This is a genomic window from Kastovskya adunca (assembly GCF_059505785.1).
In genome coordinates, this window is record NZ_JCACLG010000059.1 from 66,458 (window position 1) to 85,741 (window position 19,284).

15 protein-coding genes are annotated in these 19,284 nt (G+C 47.5%); 5 read left to right on the top strand and 10 right to left on the bottom strand.

Annotated features, from left to right (window positions below):
* Positions 1–16: 16 nt before the first annotated feature.
* The 3 genes from AC5JR3_RS22555 to AC5JR3_RS22565 all read right to left on the bottom strand — a co-directional run bounded on the left by AC5JR3_RS22555 (position 17) and on the right by AC5JR3_RS22565 (position 4,538).
* Positions 17–1,525, bottom strand: coding sequence for a GumC family protein (locus AC5JR3_RS22555; RefSeq protein ID WP_495848799.1), 1,509 nt, complete (start codon positions 1,523–1,525; stop codon positions 17–19).
* A 2-nt stretch (positions 1,526–1,527) separates the two neighbouring features.
* Complete coding sequence (locus AC5JR3_RS22560; protein ID WP_495848800.1) at positions 1,528–2,607, bottom strand: polysaccharide biosynthesis/export family protein; 1,080 nt, start codon at positions 2,605–2,607, stop codon at positions 1,528–1,530.
* A 272-nt stretch (positions 2,608–2,879) separates the two neighbouring features.
* The gene (locus AC5JR3_RS22565) at positions 2,880–4,538 is read right to left on the bottom strand and encodes an alkaline phosphatase family protein (RefSeq protein ID WP_495848801.1); all 1,659 of its coding nucleotides are present in this window, start codon (positions 4,536–4,538) and stop codon (positions 2,880–2,882) included.
* Positions 4,539–5,041: 503 nt separating this feature from the next.
* On the opposite strand from AC5JR3_RS22565, the gene AC5JR3_RS22570 reads away from it, so the two are divergent.
* The 3 genes from AC5JR3_RS22570 (at position 5,042) to AC5JR3_RS22580 (ending at position 7,402) form a co-directional block, all read left to right on the top strand.
* Positions 5,042–5,971 (top strand): UPF0104 family protein, encoded by a 930-nt coding sequence (locus tag AC5JR3_RS22570; RefSeq protein WP_495848802.1) that lies wholly within the window; start codon positions 5,042–5,044, stop codon positions 5,969–5,971.
* Positions 5,972–6,240: 269 nt separating this feature from the next.
* Positions 6,241–7,251, top strand: a complete 1,011-nt coding sequence (locus tag AC5JR3_RS22575) for a glycosyltransferase family 2 protein (protein WP_495848803.1) — start codon at positions 6,241–6,243, stop codon at positions 7,249–7,251.
* Positions 7,235–7,402, top strand: coding sequence for a hypothetical protein (locus AC5JR3_RS22580; RefSeq protein ID WP_495848804.1), 168 nt, complete (start codon positions 7,235–7,237; stop codon positions 7,400–7,402). Before AC5JR3_RS22575 ends, AC5JR3_RS22580 begins: the two co-directional genes overlap by 17 nt.
* A gap of 158 nt (positions 7,403–7,560) precedes the next feature.
* On the opposite strand, the gene AC5JR3_RS22585 is transcribed toward AC5JR3_RS22580, so the two are convergent.
* Complete coding sequence (locus AC5JR3_RS22585; protein WP_495848805.1) at positions 7,561–8,364, bottom strand: WecB/TagA/CpsF family glycosyltransferase; 804 nt, start codon at positions 8,362–8,364, stop codon at positions 7,561–7,563.
* Between the two features lie 541 nt (positions 8,365–8,905).
* Positions 8,906–10,252, bottom strand: a complete 1,347-nt coding sequence (locus AC5JR3_RS22590; protein WP_495848806.1) for a UDP-N-acetylmuramoyl-tripeptide--D-alanyl-D-alanine ligase — start codon at positions 10,250–10,252, stop codon at positions 8,906–8,908.
* 338 nt (positions 10,253–10,590) lie between these two features.
* Between AC5JR3_RS22590 and AC5JR3_RS22595 the strand changes: the two genes are divergently transcribed.
* Positions 10,591–11,865, top strand: coding sequence for a Sll1247 family protein (locus tag AC5JR3_RS22595; protein WP_495848807.1), 1,275 nt, complete (start codon positions 10,591–10,593; stop codon positions 11,863–11,865).
* A 73-nt stretch (positions 11,866–11,938) separates the two neighbouring features.
* Here AC5JR3_RS22595 and pth read toward each other — a convergent pair whose 3' ends face one another.
* From pth to AC5JR3_RS22620, 5 genes are all read right to left on the bottom strand, one after another.
* Positions 11,939–12,562 (bottom strand): aminoacyl-tRNA hydrolase, encoded by a 624-nt coding sequence (gene pth / locus AC5JR3_RS22600; RefSeq protein WP_495848808.1) that lies wholly within the window; start codon positions 12,560–12,562, stop codon positions 11,939–11,941.
* A gap of 63 nt (positions 12,563–12,625) precedes the next feature.
* The gene (hemG, locus tag AC5JR3_RS22605) at positions 12,626–14,047 is read right to left on the bottom strand and encodes a protoporphyrinogen oxidase (protein ID WP_495848809.1); all 1,422 of its coding nucleotides are present in this window, start codon (positions 14,045–14,047) and stop codon (positions 12,626–12,628) included.
* Positions 14,048–14,182: 135 nt separating this feature from the next.
* Positions 14,183–14,407, bottom strand: coding sequence for a DUF2811 domain-containing protein (locus AC5JR3_RS22610; protein ID WP_495848810.1), 225 nt, complete (start codon positions 14,405–14,407; stop codon positions 14,183–14,185).
* A 364-nt stretch (positions 14,408–14,771) separates the two neighbouring features.
* The gene (locus tag AC5JR3_RS22615; protein WP_495848811.1) at positions 14,772–14,996 is read right to left on the bottom strand and encodes a hypothetical protein; all 225 of its coding nucleotides are present in this window, start codon (positions 14,994–14,996) and stop codon (positions 14,772–14,774) included.
* Positions 14,997–14,998: 2 nt separating this feature from the next.
* Positions 14,999–15,409, bottom strand: a complete 411-nt coding sequence (locus tag AC5JR3_RS22620) for a DUF4112 domain-containing protein (protein ID WP_495848812.1) — start codon at positions 15,407–15,409, stop codon at positions 14,999–15,001.
* Positions 15,410–16,122: 713 nt separating this feature from the next.
* Between AC5JR3_RS22620 and AC5JR3_RS22625 the strand changes: the two genes are divergently transcribed.
* Complete coding sequence (locus AC5JR3_RS22625) at positions 16,123–19,278, top strand: MFS transporter (RefSeq protein WP_495848813.1); 3,156 nt, start codon at positions 16,123–16,125, stop codon at positions 19,276–19,278.
* Positions 19,279–19,284: the final 6 nt, after the last annotated feature.

Sequence of the window (19,284 nt, forward strand, 5' to 3'; positions counted from 1 at the left end):
AACGCTAGGCTCGAATTTAGCTTTTGTGCCGGCTTTCTTCCCAAGGTTTTAAAACAGATGAATTAGTCATTGGTAGTAAGGGCGCGATATCCGGCGCGGGAGTGTTAAGGGGAGCTGAAGTCAGGTTTGTGCTTGAGCGCTTGCCTAGTAAGCGGGGACGCAGCCAGAGTAAGAGTAGTCCTAGGGTTATCAACAAGGAGCTTCCTCCGGCACCTAACATTGCCAAAGATTTTTTTGGGGATGAGGGTTGCTCCGGTTGGTTAGGTGGGGTGAGGACTTGCGGTTGAGGATAACTACTAGATAGGCTGGCTTGACTGAGATCGAGTTGAGTTAATGTGGTGGAAAAGATCGCTTCAGCAATTTGTAAGTCTCGCTCTAGGACTGAGAGGGTAAGGGCGTTTTGCCCCATCGTTCTAAGCTGGTTTTCCAGTTGAAAGATCTGTCGGTCGAGTTCTTGAGTACTCGCTTCGAGTCCTTCTCCTTGGACTTTGATGGTAATGAGTTGTTCAAATAGCTGTTCTCTTGCCGAGCCACCTTGATTGCCCGTACTGATATTGAGTTGGTCAATCGCTGGTTGACTTAGGGAGCGACCTACAAGCGCCTGGCTGCGATTGAGCATAGCGGCTCTGGCTTCGGCTTGTCGATTTCCTTCTCGAACCACTGCTGGGTGATTAGATCCGTACTTCGCATTTAAGATCGTTAAAGTTGAGGACGCTTCGCTGTAGTCGAGTAAGTGCTGTTGAAAGATGGAGTCGGCTTTGAGCGTAAAAGCATCTGCGGCTTGTTTGGCTGACAAGTTGAGGTTAGACGATAGTTCTCGCAGATTCGCTGATGTTTGTTGCCGCTGCGCTCGAAGTTCGGCACGCTGTCTCTTGAGTTCCTCAATCGTCTGGGAAGTTTGATCGATTTGTATTTTCGATGCTAGCCCTGTACGCGCTTTGTGTTCAGCAAGGCGTTGTTGGGCGTAAATGAGTTTTTTCTGCGCTGCTTCTAAGGCTTCTCGAGTCGGTTTTTCTTGTGCTTCGGCTCCTTCAATTCTGAGCTGATTGAGTCGATTATTAAAAGCTTCATTAAGGGCAAAGGCCTTTTGTTGAGCGATTTCCGGGGTATCGCCAGCCATTTCAAGGTTTATCAACGTGGTATTGTCAATAATTTTGATGCGAGGCTGACCGAATTCGCTGGGTGTGAGATTGAGTTTATCTGCGGCTGCTTTTATAACCGCGTCACTTTCGGCAATAATTTCATATTCTGCTCGTGGATCTAGGGAGCGATCGCTATAAGGGGACTTCACTTCTGAAGAAGCATTGCCGACCTCTGGGATTGAGATTCGAGTGGATGAGCCAGCAGCGGGAAGGGTGAGAGTCCACTTACTCGTGTAGGTGGGGTCTGTTTCTTTCAAGTACGCAAATGTTAAGCCCCAAATTGCTGTATTCGCAGCTACAGCTAAAAATAAATAATGCAACCAACGCCACCGACCCAGAGAGGCTGGGGCAGAAGAACCCGGAATAGTGGAAGACTTAGTCATTGTTACTCGTTGTCACCAAAGATGAGATCTCTAATTACATTAAGTGGATTAAGAATGTCACCGATGACGCGGAACACACTAGAAACATTGGTGACAGTTGAATCGTAACAAACCACACCGTCTCCCGGCATCAGGTAAGGATTCGCAACTTCATCACTGGGGTTTCTGACTAGATCTTCGACCGAGCGATTCAACGTCTCAACTTGCCCCGTTAAACGATCAGTTTGTACTAAAACAACACGCCGCTTGGCATTAGTCGGTTGACTTCCACCCACGCACTTTGCAGCAATGACAGCATTAGAAAAACGTGAGCCATAAGCAAGTTCTTGGGCTTGTGCATTCCCGCCGCCTGGATTGGGGCTTGACAAGTTGGAGAAGAACACAGGAATGGTGAGCGGAGTCACCTGAGAAGGACGAACCAGTTCATTGTTTTGAGCAACTTCGAATTGAGGAACTACCACCAAATCCCCAGCAACGAGGGGAACATCTTCTACAGGACCTCCTGTGAAGACGCCTGACAAATCAAAGACCCGTTCTTGCTCGCCCCGTACTAAACGAACATTTTGAATGTCCGCATTCGGTTTCACGCCTCCGGCGGTGCGAATCGCCGCCGTCAAGTAACGCTCTGGGGGATAATCTCCAGACACAGGAGGAAGCCCCGGCTGATTTTGATTTTGCGCTCTCAGTGCTGGATCGTTAATTAAGACCCGACCGGGCTGGAATACGGCTCCAGACACTGTCACTTGTACAGGAGCCCACTGTGAAATAGTGACTCCTAATTGCAGAAACTGGGGTCGGAAGAATCCTCCTGCAATTAAGGCTTGCCTCAGCCGCTGTTGAACTTGAGCAATCTCTAACCCTTGAACAGGCAACGGTGGGAGGTAGGGAATTGCTAAATTCCCGTCCAAATTCACCTCATAGGTACCACTAAAGCGATCTTCAGTTTCTAAGAATCCTTCATCAGGGATAGAAACCCGGAGGCGATCGCCTGGAGATAGGGGTAGTGCCTGTACTCGGCTCGGAACGACTACCACAGCAGTGATCGCAATAGTGGCGAAGGCGAGGTACTTTGTAAAAAACATATCGGTATCTTCCCCCGGAGGCTACATCAATCAACAACGGTTTATTCAGTAACTTGTTGTTGAACGTCTTACACAACCACTTTCAAAACAGACCTAATTTACCTATCCATGAGGAAGGCTGCTGCTTTAAAAGAGATAGTTGCTGGTAAAATGCTGTACTCAAGCTGCTAGTATATCCCAAATTTTTGTTACAGAGACAAAGGAGCAAGCAGACCCATTCGTTCTTAGGAGATAATGGTTGCTTGCAATTTTGCCTACACTAGTTCAGTATTTCAACACAGTACAGTTGGGCGCTCCAAAAGAGGCTTGCCCTCGCAATAGTCAGGAATTTCTGCACCCATTAAACTCAAAATCGTTGGTGCTAAGTCTAGAGAGTGACCAGCACTGAGGCTAGCTCCCGGAGCTATATCAGGTCCTTGCATCATCAGGAAGCCATCAGAGCGGTGGCTACCTGTGCGGTTGAAGGGAACAGGCCCAATCCGTCCGATGTCGGAACTTTCAACCACATCCGTTGCATACTTCTCTTGCCAGATAAGAACGATATCGGCATCAGGTAACTTCGGGTCGCTCTCAGTTGCTGATTGACGCGTCCGGATCGCTTCCTTCACCATTGGTTCTCCTGTCCGAGCATCTTTAAGCTGGTAAAGCTTTTCTATCAGCTCATCACAGACAGCATCATAATCATCAGGAGCAACAATGCCATTTGGCTCCCGTCCTTGAAGATTGATGCGGATGTAACCTTCTGAGTAGCTAGGCAAGGCGAAGGCTTTCATCTGTGGCCAGAACGGCTTGTACCACACCGCACTTTGGAAGAAGAAAGGATCGGATTTTTCGAGCAAGTCAAAAGGAGAAATCAAATCAGGTTGTTCGGAAGACTTTGAGAAAGGAAGAAGGTTGAACAGTTTGGTCGGAAGATGGCGTCTCAAAAATCCTTTAAGTGGGTTTTTCTCGTACTTTAAACTCCACATTGTTCCCATCCATCCTTTTTTAGCACGACCATTGATTAATGGTTCTCCAGGAGGTTTACCCATCTTGCCACGGGCAATGCCGTATTTTTCCGGGAAATTCCAGCGATACAGAAATTCTGGGAGGAAGAACATACTGGGGAGATCCATCACATTCGCCCCCATGCCATGAGCCGCAAAAACGACAACATTCGCATTTTCGGGGGCTGAGTCAATGATGTCACCAACAGCCGTATCGATTTTTTCAAAGACTTCCAACAGGGGGTCACCAGAGCAGTGCTTGCCGAGATAGGGATATAAAGGATGGTCCGTTTGGCTCAGGTGCCACATATAATGTCCCGCTGAATGGGTTTCCCCAAAGATTGTCAGGAACAAGTCCCAAGGCTCTTGTTGCAACAAGTCTTTGCAGATCGTTGCCCGTCGGGCGATACCGACTTCGAGCGCCTTTTGCAGTTCTTGCAATGCCTCCACATCCATGATGCTGGCATGGTCTTTGCGAAGGGTGGGATGCTCACCATGCTTATCAACTATTTCCTGATACAGAGAGGCTGGTAGGGAATGACTGGGGGTTTGGGGCGAGTGAGCCCCCCAAGCAAGGACTTGCAGCCCGTTTACCTGCTTGGCTAGCGGTGCTTGGGGTATGTCAAAAGCGGCAACTCGATATTGGTCTTTTAGAGCGTAAAAAGGTTCATGTTCCTTAAAATCATGAGACTGAATATCCTCTACCTCATAGGTGCCTTGCTTGATTTTTAGCGGTGCCCAATACCCAGTTTGCTTAGGGGAACAGCCTGTAAGAAATGTTGTCCAGGGAGTCTCGGCTCTGTAGTACTCAAACGTTTTCAGACGAGTGTAAGCCCCTTTGTCGCGTAAGCGACGCAGGTTTTTCAAATGTCCTTGAGACATCCAGGTTTCAATAAGGGAAGGATCGGCTGCGTCCAGTCCAATGGCAATGACGGGATTCTTCATAATTTCCTTTGGCAAGAAATGCTAAAGAGAGGTGTCAGTAAAAAGCTATAAATATATCTTTTAAGTAGGCATAAATAACTGTCTTGGATCGCTAATAAGCTAACAATAATAAAGGAGCAATAAGGGCAATTACTATGCTTTTAATACACTAACGTTTTTTCTTAGGGGTAAGGGTGAAAATTTACTGAAGATATAGGTGATTCTCATAAAGTTTAGATGAAGCTTTTAATTACAGGGATGTTGCGATAAAAATTTATCGAATGTAAAGATAGTTTTCAAAAAGTTTAGTAAAGCTTGCTAGAGACAAAAATCCCGCTCGACATTTGGCACTATTAAGGGTAGCAAGAGAGATGCGGTTTCCCATGTCTCCTCCGTCCGTTTTGTGGAAATTGATTAGGGCTGTATAGTGGCTTGAAAGTGGCTGATGAAGGGAACTTTCCTTGCTCGTCTTCAACAATGAACCTAATTGAGTTAAGCCCAATAACCCTCAAATCCTCAAGCTGATGAAGCAAATTTGGTCGCGCCTGAAGCCTTACTTACGCTGGGTAATTCTCGGCGGGACGCTATTTTTTCTCCTTAAGACACTTAAGGATCACTGGCAGGAAGCCGCAGCAATCCGAATTGAGCCGACAGGATGGGCAATTTTGGCGATTGCCTTGAGCGTAACCTTAACAGCGCATATTTGGTCTGGATGGGTGTGGGGGTGGATTTTACAATCTCTTTCAGCACCCGTCAAAGGTTCCTGGAGCGTTGCCATTTACCTGAAAACTAATATTGCTAAGTATCTACCCGGAAATGTCTGGCACTTCTACGGTCGGGTCAGAGCGACTCAAGCGATTGGTGTTTCCTTCGGAGTTGCCACTCTCAGCGTGCTGCTAGAGCCATTACTGATGGCAGCCGCTGCTTTACTGATTGCTTTAATCAGCCTGGAGCGAAACAACTGGAAATTACAAGTTCTCAGCCTCGCCGTTGTGCTGCTTGCCATTCATCCCCGATTTCTGAACTTTGGCATTAAGCTGTTAAGCAAATTCAAAGGTAAAGCAACTAAATCTAAATCTCAAGCCGCCGCTGAACCCTTACAAATTCAACGCTATCCTTTTCTCCCGCTGTTAGGAGAACTGGGCTTCGTTGGGCTGAGAGGTACAGGATTTGCGTTAACTCTATTAGCCCTCGGCTCTGTCATTCCGGCGCAACTCCCTTTGCTGTTGAGCGCCTTCAGCCTAGCTTGGCTGCTTGGTCTAGTGGTACCAGGAGCGCCAGGAGGAATTGGGGTGTTTGAAGTAACAATTATCGCCCTACTCAAGGGTAACTTCTCAGCTGGTCTGCTCCTGAGCGCGGTTGTTCTGTACCGCTTGATTAGCATTCTGGCAGAAGCAGCAGGTGCAGGACTAGCGGTTCTGTATGAATACCGCTTTTTCAAGCTGCGAAGCTAAGAAAGTAAAGTTCGCTGTCCTAAACGGCATCAATTACTTAAAGCTTTACAGAATCTTAAAATAACTTCTTTCGGTTTACCTATTTTTTACAGTAATCACCTTATGCTGTTCCGTAGCCGCCCTTGTTCGCTTGAGAAGGAAAACCTGTTTTAGAGAACTTTGACCAGGTGCGAGTGACTAAAGATAGCTTCTTTAAGGGCAGGACTCAAATTTTCTGGAATTGCAGCTACTGTTTTTATTAGGAACAATCCGCGTGCATACTTACATCAATGGCTCAAATAGTTAGGACATCCACCCTCTCAGATGTAACTCCACCTGAATTGTCAGTTGTGGTGCCGCTCTATAACGAGGTAGAGAGCCTGATCCAGTTGCTTGAGGCAATTACGACTAGTGTCAGCAATATGGGATTGAGCTACGAAATCATCTGCGTGGATGATGGCTCTAAAGATGGTTCGTCAGAGTTGTTAAAGCAACAAGCGCTGCTTCGTCCGCATCTACGCGCCGTCCTACTCCGTCGCAACTACGGTCAAACACCAGCAATGGCAGCAGGATTCAAGTACGCCACAGCTCCCTTTATCGTTACGTTAGATGGCGACTTGCAGAATGACCCGGCAGATATCCCCATGCTGCTCGCCAAGCTAGAAGAAGGCTACGACTTGGTGAGTGGCTGGCGCAAAAACCGACAGGATGCGGCACTGACGCGGTTGCTGCCTTCCAAAATTGCCAATTGGTTGATTGGGCGGATCACGGGTGTGAAACTACATGATTATGGTTGTTCCCTGAAAGCTTACCGTGCAGAACTGATCGCCGACATGAATCTCTACGGTGAGTTGCATCGGTTTTTGCCAGCCCTAGCGTTTATTGAAGGCGCAAGAATTACTGAGGTACCTGTACGCCACCATGCCCGTCGTCATGGTAGCAGTAAGTATGGTCTGGGACGTACCTTTCGGGTTGTGCTGGATTTGTTCACGGTCTTCTTTATGAAGAAGTTCCTGACGCGACCGATGCATGTATTTGGTTTGTTGGGAATTTCTTCTACAGTATTAGGAACTGTTTTAGGGCTTTACTTAACTTTTCTCAAGTTGGGGTTGGGTCAAAGCATTGGCGATCGCCCTTTACTGATCTTGGTAGTAATCTTGCTCTTGGCAGGCGTGCAGCTCTTTAGCTTTGGTCTATTAGGAGAACTCCTGATGCGGACTTATCATGAATCTCAAGGCAGACCTATCTATAGAGTCAGAGAAGTGGTTGAAAGAGAAGCTAACAATGGCAATGGTAATTGAGAAGAATGACTCTCTCAAAAATCCAGCTTTCAAAATTAGCAGTATTGGTGAGGAAAGAGTAACAAGGGTCAGTAGTGATTTTAAGGAATTTTCTTTTTATCGCTTTTCACTTGTTACTCTTTTCTTTTTATTGTTTATCCCTTTTTGTTGACAGGCGTAGATTTTTTTAGACTAGTGCAGCTTTGCATAAATTCAACTATCGTACTTGCGCGGCATCCTCTAGCGCACTCCTCCTACAACGAAAAGAGACGTGAGCATAAAACTCACGTCTCTTAAACTTTCTGTGAAATTAGAAGGAAATTGAGCATTTTAGCGCCCGGTTACTTGGTTCCACTTGGTACGACGTTTGTTAAATTGCTCATCACTGTCAAATGGAGAGCGATAAATATTAAGTTTTTGCTGCAAAATTAACCAAAAGAATAAAGGATCGTCCGCTAAATATCTTTTCCACAATCTTTTGGGTTCAGATGACAACCGGAAAAGCCATTCTATCCCTAACTCGCTCATCCACAGAGGAGCTCTTTTGATAGAGCCGGCTTCAAAATCAAGCGTTGCTCCGACAGCTAAGAAGATTTTTATATGGGGTAAGCGGTCTTTGTACTTGCAGATCCACTTTTCTTGCTTAGGTGCACCAACTCCGACTGCCAGAACTGTAGCACCCGATTGGTTAATGATTTCAATAATTTCTTGGCACTCTTCTTCGTTTTTCTCAAAGCCAAAAGACGGAGAAAGGGAACCAACAACAATTTCTCTCCCAACTTTAGCGTTGATTTTATATCGAGCTTTATTAGCTACTCCTTCTTTGCCACCTAGTAAAAAAATCTTAATATCTTCATTATTCTGATGGTATGTATAGAAAGCTGGAAAAAGATCAGAACCAGAAATTTTCTCTTTGATGGGTGAGCCTAAGAATTTTGATGCAAATTGAAGGATTTTGCTATCACACACCCTATAGTTGGCAGTTTGATAAACTTTGATGAAGTCTGGATCGCTTTGCAACTTGATCAAGTGATCTACATTTGGTGTGAATACAATGCCGCTTTTGAGCTGTTCCAGCAGTTCTACCGTTGATAAATTATTAAGAGATATATTCAGTAGGTTGACTGTCTTCATTTGGTGTGCACCGTAACTTATAGATTTCTATCGCTTGTGGATAGGGAACAAATTGGATGGATTCAGGGGAGTGATTTAATAGTTGAAGTAGTTCAGAATTATTAAAGAGTCGTGTTTTGTTAGAGGATTATACTTATTTTGCATAATACTGGGAGATAATGCCAGTATTTCTACGGAGCTTTATCAAAAAAGTATATTCTGTTTACACAAACTTTAAAAACATCACTGACTTATGTCCGTTGTATCACTGTACCGCTGGAAAAACTATCTTTGATCTAGTCAGACCCGTCTGCCATATGATTAAGAAAAGTTTAAGGTTAGCGCTTTTGTATCTGTAGTCGTAGTGGCTAGCTAAACACAGAGCGCAAGGTTAGTTTAGTCAAAACCGCATTTTGACTGCATCTGTCGCTAGGAGGAAGCTATTTGTCGAGCCTGCTCAAAATCAGCGATCGCGCTTAACGATTTGGTTCTTTTGTTGACTATCGAGAATATACGTAGAGGGAAAGCATCGGCAGCGCGATCGCACTTATTCGCCGATTGCTCATCCCGCCGCGCACAACTGCTTAACTACCTGATCTAAGGCAACAGAATGAGAAGCCTTAAAGAGGAGGCGATCGCCAGGTTGCAAAATCTCCTGCAATCGAGCAAGTAACGCCTCATGGGTTGAAAAACACTCGGAAGAGATGCCACTAGCCCCGGTGGCGATCGCTTGCGCTTCCGGATCGTTAACTAAAACTAGCAGCACATCTAGTTGCAACTGTTCAGCTTCCCTACCTACTTGTTGATGCAATTCCTCGGAGGCGTCTCCCAATTCCTTCATTGCCCCTAACACGGCAATACGCCTCTTCCCCGGTGTCTCTGCTAGCAATTGCAGTGCCGCTAACATAGATTCGGTGCCAGCGTTGTAGGTTTCATCAAGCAATATAATGTCGTTGGGCAACGAGTGAACTGTGGCACGTCCTGCCGGAAGACTCACAGACAGATTTGTCGCCAACGGCTGCCAATCAATTCCTAAAACTTTCGCCACTGCTAAAGCTGCCAAGAAATTAGAAGCATTATGACGCCCCGCTAAGGGGAGGGGTAGCTCCATCCCAGCGATACTGAGGGTACTGCTATTAGGCAATTCCCCGCGCAGCTCTCCCCCCTCTAATCCGTAGGTGAGGGTTTGCCCCTGCCAAACTGTACTGGCTGTGGCAATGAGCAGGGGGTTGTCATGGTTAAGGATTGCCACACTGCTAGTAGGCATTTCCTCTAGTAGTTCGCACTTAGCGCGGGCGATCGCTTCTTTTGAGCCTAACAATCCAATATGGGCTGTCCCAACGTTTGTAATTACGCCAATCGTGGGAGAGGCAATTTGTGCCAATAGGGCAATTTGTCCGGCTCCCCGCATTGCCATTTCGATAACGGCATAGTCGTGGTCTGCACTCAATTCCAGCAAGGTTTTGGGAACACCAATTTCGTTGTTGTAATTGAGCTGCGTTTTCAGGACGTTTCCCGTGGTTGATAGTACGGCGGCAATCAATTCTTTTGTGGTCGTTTTCCCGACGGAACCCGTGACGGCAATAATAGGGATATCAAATTGTTTGCGCCACCAACTGGCGATTTGCTGATAAGCCTCAAGTGTGTCCTTTACCAGCAGTTGGGGAACAGGATCGTCCAGTTTATGGTCTGTAACAGTAGCGATCACCCCTTTCTCAACCGCAGAGACAGCAAACTCATGCCCGTTGAAGTTCTCCCCTCGCAAGGCAATAAATATCTCCCCCGGTTTCAGACTGCGGGTGTCGGTTGTAATCCCAGTTGACCGTTTTGCCAAGACATCGTCTGAAATATTAAGAGGTGTCGCTGCAATAATATCTACTATTTGTTCAAGAGGGAGTTGACAAGGCATAAGTTCAGCCGTCACAGTTATACAGGATTACGCTGTTTGCGAATTATCTGTCAGTACGACTGTACTAGTACGCAGTGACAATTACTTTACTTAATCTTTATCAGTTTGCCGCATATTTGCGGATAACTATTAAGAGTTGGTCAAGATATCCTCTATCAGAGGGGACATATTTTTGCTTAAAGAACTATCAAGTATACCCTAATATATGGAGGCCTACTACTAAAGTGCAGCAAAATGTTCCTGTCCCTGATCGGCAGGACGATACTTTGAAGCTAGACTACCTTCGTAAAACTCATCTTGATGAGCCCTAGCGTTTGCACGTAGGAGGGCTAACTAAAGTGACTACTTGGACAGACTCTTACATTAGACAAACTAGCCCGGAAGAACAGCAGCTATACGATCACTTGCTCTACTACGTGCAAGTGGAGTCACCTGACGAGCTAATTGAGCGGTTTCGCTACCTCTTTATGGGAGGAGCGAGATATCATGAACCGCAAATTTGGCTGGCGCTAGAAACGGTGGCGACTTCTAAGCGTGCTGAACAAGAATTCAAGTTTGTCTTAAACCGTTGCTGCCACATTTTAATCAATCGCTGGCAGATGCAACCTCACCTACAAGGCTCAATCCCAGAATTAGTCGCCTTGTTTGAGAATCCACCACCTGTGGGAGCCGTTTACTCTCGTGGGGCAAGGCGTTTGCGGCAATTGCTGAAGCTGTTTACAGAAACCGAGCAATTTTTGACCCTGCGACGTTTAGCACAAGTAATGAGCGAAACAGCTGCAACGACTGGCAGTGACTCCAACCCAGTTGGCACGCTGATTTGTCGCTATCCCTATTTGTACGAGCATTGTCTATTGAGTGAGGATAGCAGCTATGAGCATCAGCAAACAGTACGACAAATTCAATCACGAGTACAACGGCGTTTTGAGTTGGACTTGTCGCAGTATGTAACCTATCAGGTGCGACGGGCGCAATCGATGAAGAGCCAGTCCCCCAATAGCCGGATTATCCAACCTGTGAATAATCCCACCCTATTAAGCGATCGCGAGCTAGGAGCTGCCCTCAAGCAATTTGTCGGCAAAGTGCAAGGTGCCGACACCTACCGGGATATTGCTCAAAGTTTTCTCACCCACAGTAGCCAAGCCTCCTCCTACAGTGCCTTTAAGGACGACTTATACGAATACCTGACGGCGACAATCGACCCCGCCTATGGAAAACGCCAATTTAACGACCGCCTGTATAACCATCTGCAAAAAACGCTGGCTCATAACGATTCGCAGAAGCCAACTGAATTTCTGATCATCCGGACTTGCAGCCAGTTATTGAACTTCCTGGTGGTCGAAAGCCCCCAACGTCCGAATCACTTCGTTTTTGTTGACTTGATTACCAACTTAGGGGCAACCTTCACAACTGGCTTATTACTGAAAATTGTCCTGCTCTGCCGTAAAGTCAAACCTTACTTAGAAAAACGCTTTGCCATTTTATTTAACCACTACGAGTCATCGGCAAAAGATGGTGTGCCGTGGTTGGTTAAATCCTTAGAGTATTTAAATGTTGCCTTAAGCGTCCACTTTGGCTCCGCCGATTTATCCTGTTTGAGTCAGATTATGTAAAGAAGTGTGAAGTGTGAAAGATGAAGTATGAAAGGAATAAGCGCTACTTGTTAATTGCTACTTTGCCGAGCAATTACGACTCTAAACTGACAGTCCGACTGTTATAGAGACTCATTGCTTTTGCCACACCTTGCTTGAGGGCAACTTCTACGGTATCCAGAACAAGGGGGAGAACTTCTGCCATGATTTGGGCTTCCTTGGGGGAAAATCGCCCTAAAACATGACCAATTGTGTCCTGATCTTCGCTAGTCTTGCCAATGCCAATCCGTAGGCGGGGGAAATTCTGAGTACCGAGATGAGCGATCGCTGACTTCATCCCGTTATGCCCACCTGCCGAACCCGACAGCCGCATCCGCAAGCGTCCCACAGGCAAATCCATATCGTCATAAATTACCAGCACCGATTCCGGCGGTAACTTATACCAATCGATCGCCGCCCGCATCGCCTGTCCAGAGCGATTCATGTAAGTCAACGGCTTCAGCAGGCGGATTTTATCTCCATGTATCCCCCGACCTTCCCCAACCATTGCCTGAAAGCGGCGATTTTCATTCCAAGAAATCTGCGTCCGACGCGCCAAAGCATCCACCGCATCAAACCCAATGTTGTGCCGCGTCTTGTCATACTTCGGTTCAGGATTTCCCAAACCTACAATCAACTGGGGAATTACCAACTGTCCTGCCGAGCTTTCTTCTGCCATACCTTCCAATCAAGCCAACCCTAACTGTTTTAACGCAAAGTAACTCCGCGTTAAAAACAAACCCTAAACCGAAGCCTGCAAATATTTAGAAACCTCCGCCGCCCTTTTTTGGGCGCGAGTCACGCAGTCTCCCAAAGAAACGCCATCAATGAAATTACTACATAAATAAAGCCCCGGCATCTGCTCAAGACCTCGATTAATTGCTTCTAAGCGTTCTTGATGCCCCAAAGTGTACTGAGGAATTGCTCGCTTCCACAGATGCACCGCCAAAACTTTCGGTTGTACATCCTGCGCTAAAAGAATTTGCCGCAAGTCATTATGCACTTCTTGGACAATCTGCTCCTGATCTAGTTCGGCAATTTTCGGGTCAGTTGCGCCGCCAATAAAGTTCGTCAAAATCTGCCATCCTGGGGGCGTACGACCTTCAAACAGCGTTGAAGACCAGATCGTCCCTAGGGTGCGAATCCCTTGATGGCGGGGAATTAAGTTGCCAAAGCCTTGTAAGGGTCGTCCTACCGCTGAATCTGGATAAGCCAGCACCACACAAGCCACAGGCGGGTAAGGAATCGCTTGTAACGCTTGGCTAACGGTGGGGAGAAGCGGTTGTAACAACTTTGCCGTTACATCACCGGGGGTTGTGAGGACAACGCTGCGGGCTTCGATTTGGCGATCGCCTTCTGGGGTGGAAAATTCTGCGATATAGGTTTGCTGCTCTGTGGGGCGCAACTGGGTCAACGTCCAGTTAAGTTTAACCGCACCATCCAAACGAGAGGCGATCGCCTCTGGAAGCGCCCCTAACCCTTCCCTAAATGACCCTAATTCTCCAGGCTTCGTTTGGGGAATGTTCGCATCCTGCGCCTCTACTGTTTTCGGCTTCTGTCGCCGCTGAAGAATCGCTCCTGCCACCAGCCCACCTCCCACATCGGCAAGCTGAGTGATGCGCCGAAAGGCAGCATCTGCACTCAACTGATGCACATCCCCCGCATACACCCCAGAAACAAAGGGAGCAACCAGGCGTTCTGCCACCTCTGTACCCAGATGACGACGGAAAAACTGCGCTACCGTTTCTTTGCCTCCCTGCTGGGCTAACTCGCTACCGCTTGGGGGACTGACAAAGCCCAGCGCCCCGGTTAAGGCTCGCAATTTTCCCCGCCAGCTCAAAAGCTGAGATGTCACGGCGGCGGGAGGATTCATCGGTACGGGCAGAAGTTGACCTTTCCAGTAAACATAGCGGGGTAACCGCCGATCTGCCAGTACCAACTCGTCTTTTAGTCCCACCTCTACAGCCAAGCGAAGTAATGCTGGACTCGGAGAAAAACTTGTCGGCCCTTCTTCCCAAAGAAATCCAGCCACTCGATTGGTGGTAATGTTCCCTCCGACTCGTCCTTGGCGTTCTGTCACCAAAACTTGCCGCGCATCTTTCTGTAGGGCGTGAGCCAAGCTGAGGCCGCTAATTCCCGCCCCAACAATCAAGGTGTCTATCACGGTCGATCAACTCGCTAAAAACTAACTCATCAGCAGACACTGCCTAGGAAAACTCTGCCGCCGTTACCGTTGACGCTCGTTTTCGGACTTGAAGCCTCTTTGTAGCTTCCAGTTCTTAGCCCTTGGCTGCTAAATCTAGGCAGGATGCTGAAACAACGATTCTAGATATACGCGAGCACAAGCGCGGTAACTTTGGGTGGCTTCCGGTGTCTTGCCACTTCCATTTTGGAGCAAAAACAGCGACAACGCGGCGGCAAATACCCGGTCTTGATCCCAATTGGGATGAGTTTCCAGGTAGCGCTTTAAGGATTCGTGCAAGTCTTCGGGAATTTCGGCAAGGATACTGACGGTTGCATTCATAGTGAGCTACTCAAATCTGAGGGATAGTGAAGACAATCTGACTTCCAGCGTCTTTGCTAAAAGCACAAAAACATCGAACTTGGGAAAAGCCCCGGCGTTTACCGCTATGGGGTCAGCCTAAGTCAGAAGGTTTTAGTTGTTGGTCGCACCATTGTCTGCTGAGATGGGGTGGGGTTGTCAATGCTGCGAAATGTTACAACCACGGCTAAACCCTAAAAAGCCACACGAGAGAATCAGGGTTACAGCCCGATCCCCGTTACACAACTTTACAAGTAGAGGTACCTTACGGCAGCGGGACAGGTGATGAATAGTATCCCCAGTAAAACCTGAAGACCCGATCCCAGCGTGTAGTCCTGTGGAAAACTTACAGTAACTTGTGGAAAAGCTTTGGTCTTTTTGTGGAAACCCTGGGGAATCTGTGGGGGAAATCAGCGGCAAAAAATAAGAATTGCAAACCTCTAAAAAAGTTTAGCGATCGCCAGTTGTCTCTCAACCAGCGATCGCTCATCTCAAACTTCGACTGAAGGGCTTGGACTCCCAGTCCGCCACAAACAGCGGTCGTGCCGCCATCCTCAGAGTGCCAGCACACTATTACTTCTGGGCAATTAATTCCTGAACTTCTGGCGAGTGAGAAGCCGCTTCTTCAAGTTCGGGATCAAATTCCTGGAGGTGTTTCTCAAGAATTTCCAAATTCCGAATGTTTGACTTGTAGTAAGCGTCAAATAAGTCACCCGCTAAGGGGATTGTGCCCACAACCGCTTCTAAGCCAACATTAAAGAGCATTTTTTTCAAGTTTTGGCGCGATATACCCAGCTGCGTTGCTTGATAAATAATGTATGCTGAAAATCCGGCGCTGACTAAATCTCCAGCACCAGGAAATAAGCCAAGGATAGGGTCTAATCCAATGCGAAAGTTGATTCCTGGGATACGAATGGCAGTATCCATCAGGCGGCTCAAGCGACGGATGTGCTTAAGAGTAGCGAGACGTTCATCAGTGTTCATAATTAGTAAGGTTGCCACATTTTATTAAGTCTTGTCTTATATCTGAAGAAAGAAATAAGCCTGTAAATAGGGGCAGTTTGTAGCGCTCCCCTGAGGCATTCGTCTTTGTAATAAGTTTCTTGAATAAAAGTAGCGATCGCCTTTTTTGAGATTTTAGCAAACTGATTTAAATAGTCAGCCAATTACTCAACTACAGATTAATTGAGATTTAAACGCAGGTTTACCCCGGACATATACCGGAAGTACACCCTGAATTTGTATACTTTGAAACTGCCAATTTTCTAAAATCGTGGCTTTTTTACTCCACCCCGTTTTATTTTCAAAAGGGAGAATAATCATCGAACTAGATTCAGTAGGACGGCTGTTTAGGCAGCATTGATCTCCCTACTAATTCGAGTTTTTCCAGGGATTTAAGCAATTTTAACCGACTTCTGTACTTATCAAACTGTAATTAATTAATTACTTCTGCCAAGTTGCACTGGTTTTCCAAATACCATCTGAGTGCTTCAAATCTTGCAACATTTCTCTTCGAGACATTCATGAAGAAATAATTTGGCATACTCTTCCAATGTTCAAACCTAGGAAAGATGCAGACAATCTCTTCTACCCAGGATGCTATTCACTAGGTGTGAATTTTACAGCACTAAAACATCCATCCTTAAAGTAATCTCAGTATTACGCTGAATGAATAGAACTTGGACGAGGGACACATCATGTTGCAGAGTGCAGGAATGGCACTAAACCTAATGAGCGGGATGGGCTGGATAGCGCAAGTTCCAGTCGTTCCAAGATTGGAAACGCCAGAAGAGGCTGCTTTGGTACTAGATGGGCCACAATTTTTTATCGCTGTGATTGCTGGGGTATTTCTTGCCTTTGCGTTTCAGCTATTGTTGACCAACCTAGGCGTAGCCGTCGGAGTCTCTGCTTTAGGGGGAGACGGAGATTCAGACAACACACACAATACACACGACACACACGACAATACGAGCATCGGTAGTACGATTCGTAAAATTGGCTTCTTTTTAGGGCTGGCAACCTTAATCTCGGTTACAGTTTCTCTGTTTTTTGCCTGCCTGTTGGCAGTCAAACTGAGCTTACTGATTAGTCCCGGTTTAGGAGCGATTGTTGGTCTTGTTATCTGGGCCGTTTATTTCTCACTGCTAGTTTGGATCAGTTCAACTACAGTGGGTTCGTTGGTTGGTTCAGTCGTAAACACCGCCACTTCCGGTCTTCAAGCCATTGTGGGGACAGCCACCGCCGCGATTGGAGGCGGTGCTGCCAGTAGACAAGTTGTGGCGACAGCAGAGGCGGCGGCGTCAGCGGTACGTCGGGAACTTGGTTCAGCGATCGATCCCGTCAGTATCCGTGAAAACATTGAGGATTATTTTGGCTCCCTCCGTCCGCCCGAATTAGATTTACAAGGGATACGGCGAGAATTTGAGGACATCATTAATGACCCGGAATTGAAAACGGTCGCTAATCGTGCTGCCCTCGGCAATATTGACCGACAAACCTTTGTTGATTTGGTTAGCAGCCGCAGCGACTTGTCGCCACGAGACCTTAATCGGATCGCCGATCAACTCGAAGAGGTTTGGAAGAACACAGTTAACCAATTGCCAGACAAAGAGCCCAACGACGATATCCTGAGCTACCTCCGTTCGGCAGCATCCGGCAACCTGATCCCGGACGAATTCAACCGGAGAATTGACCAGCTCATTGATGCCATAGGTAGTAATAGAGGACAAGGACAAGGACAGCAGTCCCAAAACCAAAGTACTGGCCCCCTTAGTCAAGCCATGACGCTGGGCGTCAACAGTTTGATTGGGATGATCCTGGGTCGTACAGACCTGTCTGACTTTGATGTGGAGGCAATCGTCAATCGGCTCAGAGGGCTGAGAGATCAAGCCAGCGAGCAAGCGGGAAAGGTCACAAATCAGCTAGGAACTTCGACCCCAGATGTACCCTACAGTACGGTTCGTGCTGATATTGAAAACTACTTGCTCAATGCCTACCCCTGGCAAATGAAGCAGGAAAACCTAGGGCGAGAGTTTCGCGATGTGCTGTATGACCCCGCTGCCGACCCAGGTAGCGTCGCCTACGAGCTAGAGCAGATAAATCGCGGCGATTTTGCCGATTTGCTAGCTCAAAAAGGCATGTTTACCCAGACGCAAATTACCGAACTTTCTAATAGATTAGAAAACATCCGGTTAGAAGTTCTGTCGGTAGCGCAAGCCGCCCAGACGCGGGAGCGCTCAGTTGCCCTGATGGCAGCGGTGGAAAGTTATCTCCTCAACACACCGAAGGAAAACTTTACGCCCGAAAAAATTGCTCTAGAGTTCAAACCATTGCTGGAAGACTCAGAGGCAGATTACGAAGACCTGAGTACCCGCTTGGCGCAGTTCGACCGTTCGACTTTTGAACGGCTGTTAAATCAGCGGGGTGATTTGACACAAGCGGAAAAAGAAGCGCTAATTTCGACGCTGGAACATCAGCGCGATCGCGCTTTGAGCGAGTCAAGAGAACAGCAAGAAGCCGTAAGAGCGAAAGTAGAAGCTCAGTGGTTGAAGGTACAGTCTTACCTACGTGATACGGGTAGACAAGAACTGAACCCAGAGGACATCAATCGCGAGTTACAAGTGCTGTTAAGAGACCCGCAAGCCGGATTAGCGTTAATGCGAAATCGCGCAGCGCACTTTGACCGCAATACTTTGGCATCGCTCTTGACCGAGCGCAGCGATCTCAATGAGGATCAAGTCCATCAAACTATTGACCAGGTGGAAAGAGTCTGGAGCCGGATTCGTCACACCCCTGGAAATCTGACAGGCAAAGCCAAAGATCAGTACGACCAAGTGACAACCTCACTCACCGACTACCTGCGAAATACGGGTAAAGAGGAACTCAACCCAGATGGCATCAGGCGCGACCTCACCACTTTGCTCAACAACCCGCAAGTCGGTGCAGTTGCACTGAGACAGCGTTTGGGGCGAATGGATCGTGACACCTTGGTGAAATTGCTCACTCAACGGGGGGATTTGACGGAAGAACAAGTCAATCAAACGATTGCGGCATTAGAGGATACGCTGCGTACTGTGATCAGGGCACCACGGCGCTTGGCGACTCGTACCCAAACCCAGGTGAGAGATTTTCAATCAACGATTGAAGATTACCTGCGAAACACGGGTAAGGACGAACTCAACCCAGATGGCATCAAGCGCGACTTGCAACTGTTGCTGAATGACCCCAGAGCTGGGGCGTATAGCTTGGGCGATCGCCTTTCTCACTTCGATCGCGAGACTTTGATTGCCCTCTTGTCTCAGCGACAGGATGTCTCAGAGTCAGAAGTGAAATGGATTGTTGATAACATCCTGTCTGTCCGCGAACAAATCAATCACCAAATTCAAAGCGTCCAGAACCGCGTGCAGTCGGTAGTTGACGGTATTATTGCTCGCATCCGCAACTACCTCAACTCCCTGGAGCGTCCTGAACTCAACTACGACGGCATCATGCGCGATATGCGGACGCTGTTTGATGATCCACAAGCTGGGTTTGATGCTCTGCGCGATCGCCTCGGTCAGTTTGACCGCGAAACGTTAGTGGCTGTTTTGAGTTCTCGCGAAGACATCTCAGAATCTGATGTCAACCGCATCTTTGACTCCGTTGACCGCGCTCGGAACAACGTTCTACAACGGGCAGAACGCATCCAAGCCGAAGCCCAACGCCGTGTAGAGGAAGTCAAGCACCAGGCACAACGGCAAGCTGAAGAAACCCGCAAGGCAGCGGCTACCGCTGCTTGGTGGCTCTTTGGCACCGCATTGGCTTCTGCTATTGCTTCTGCTATTGCTGGGGTACTGGCGGTAGCTGCTCTGTAATAGCTC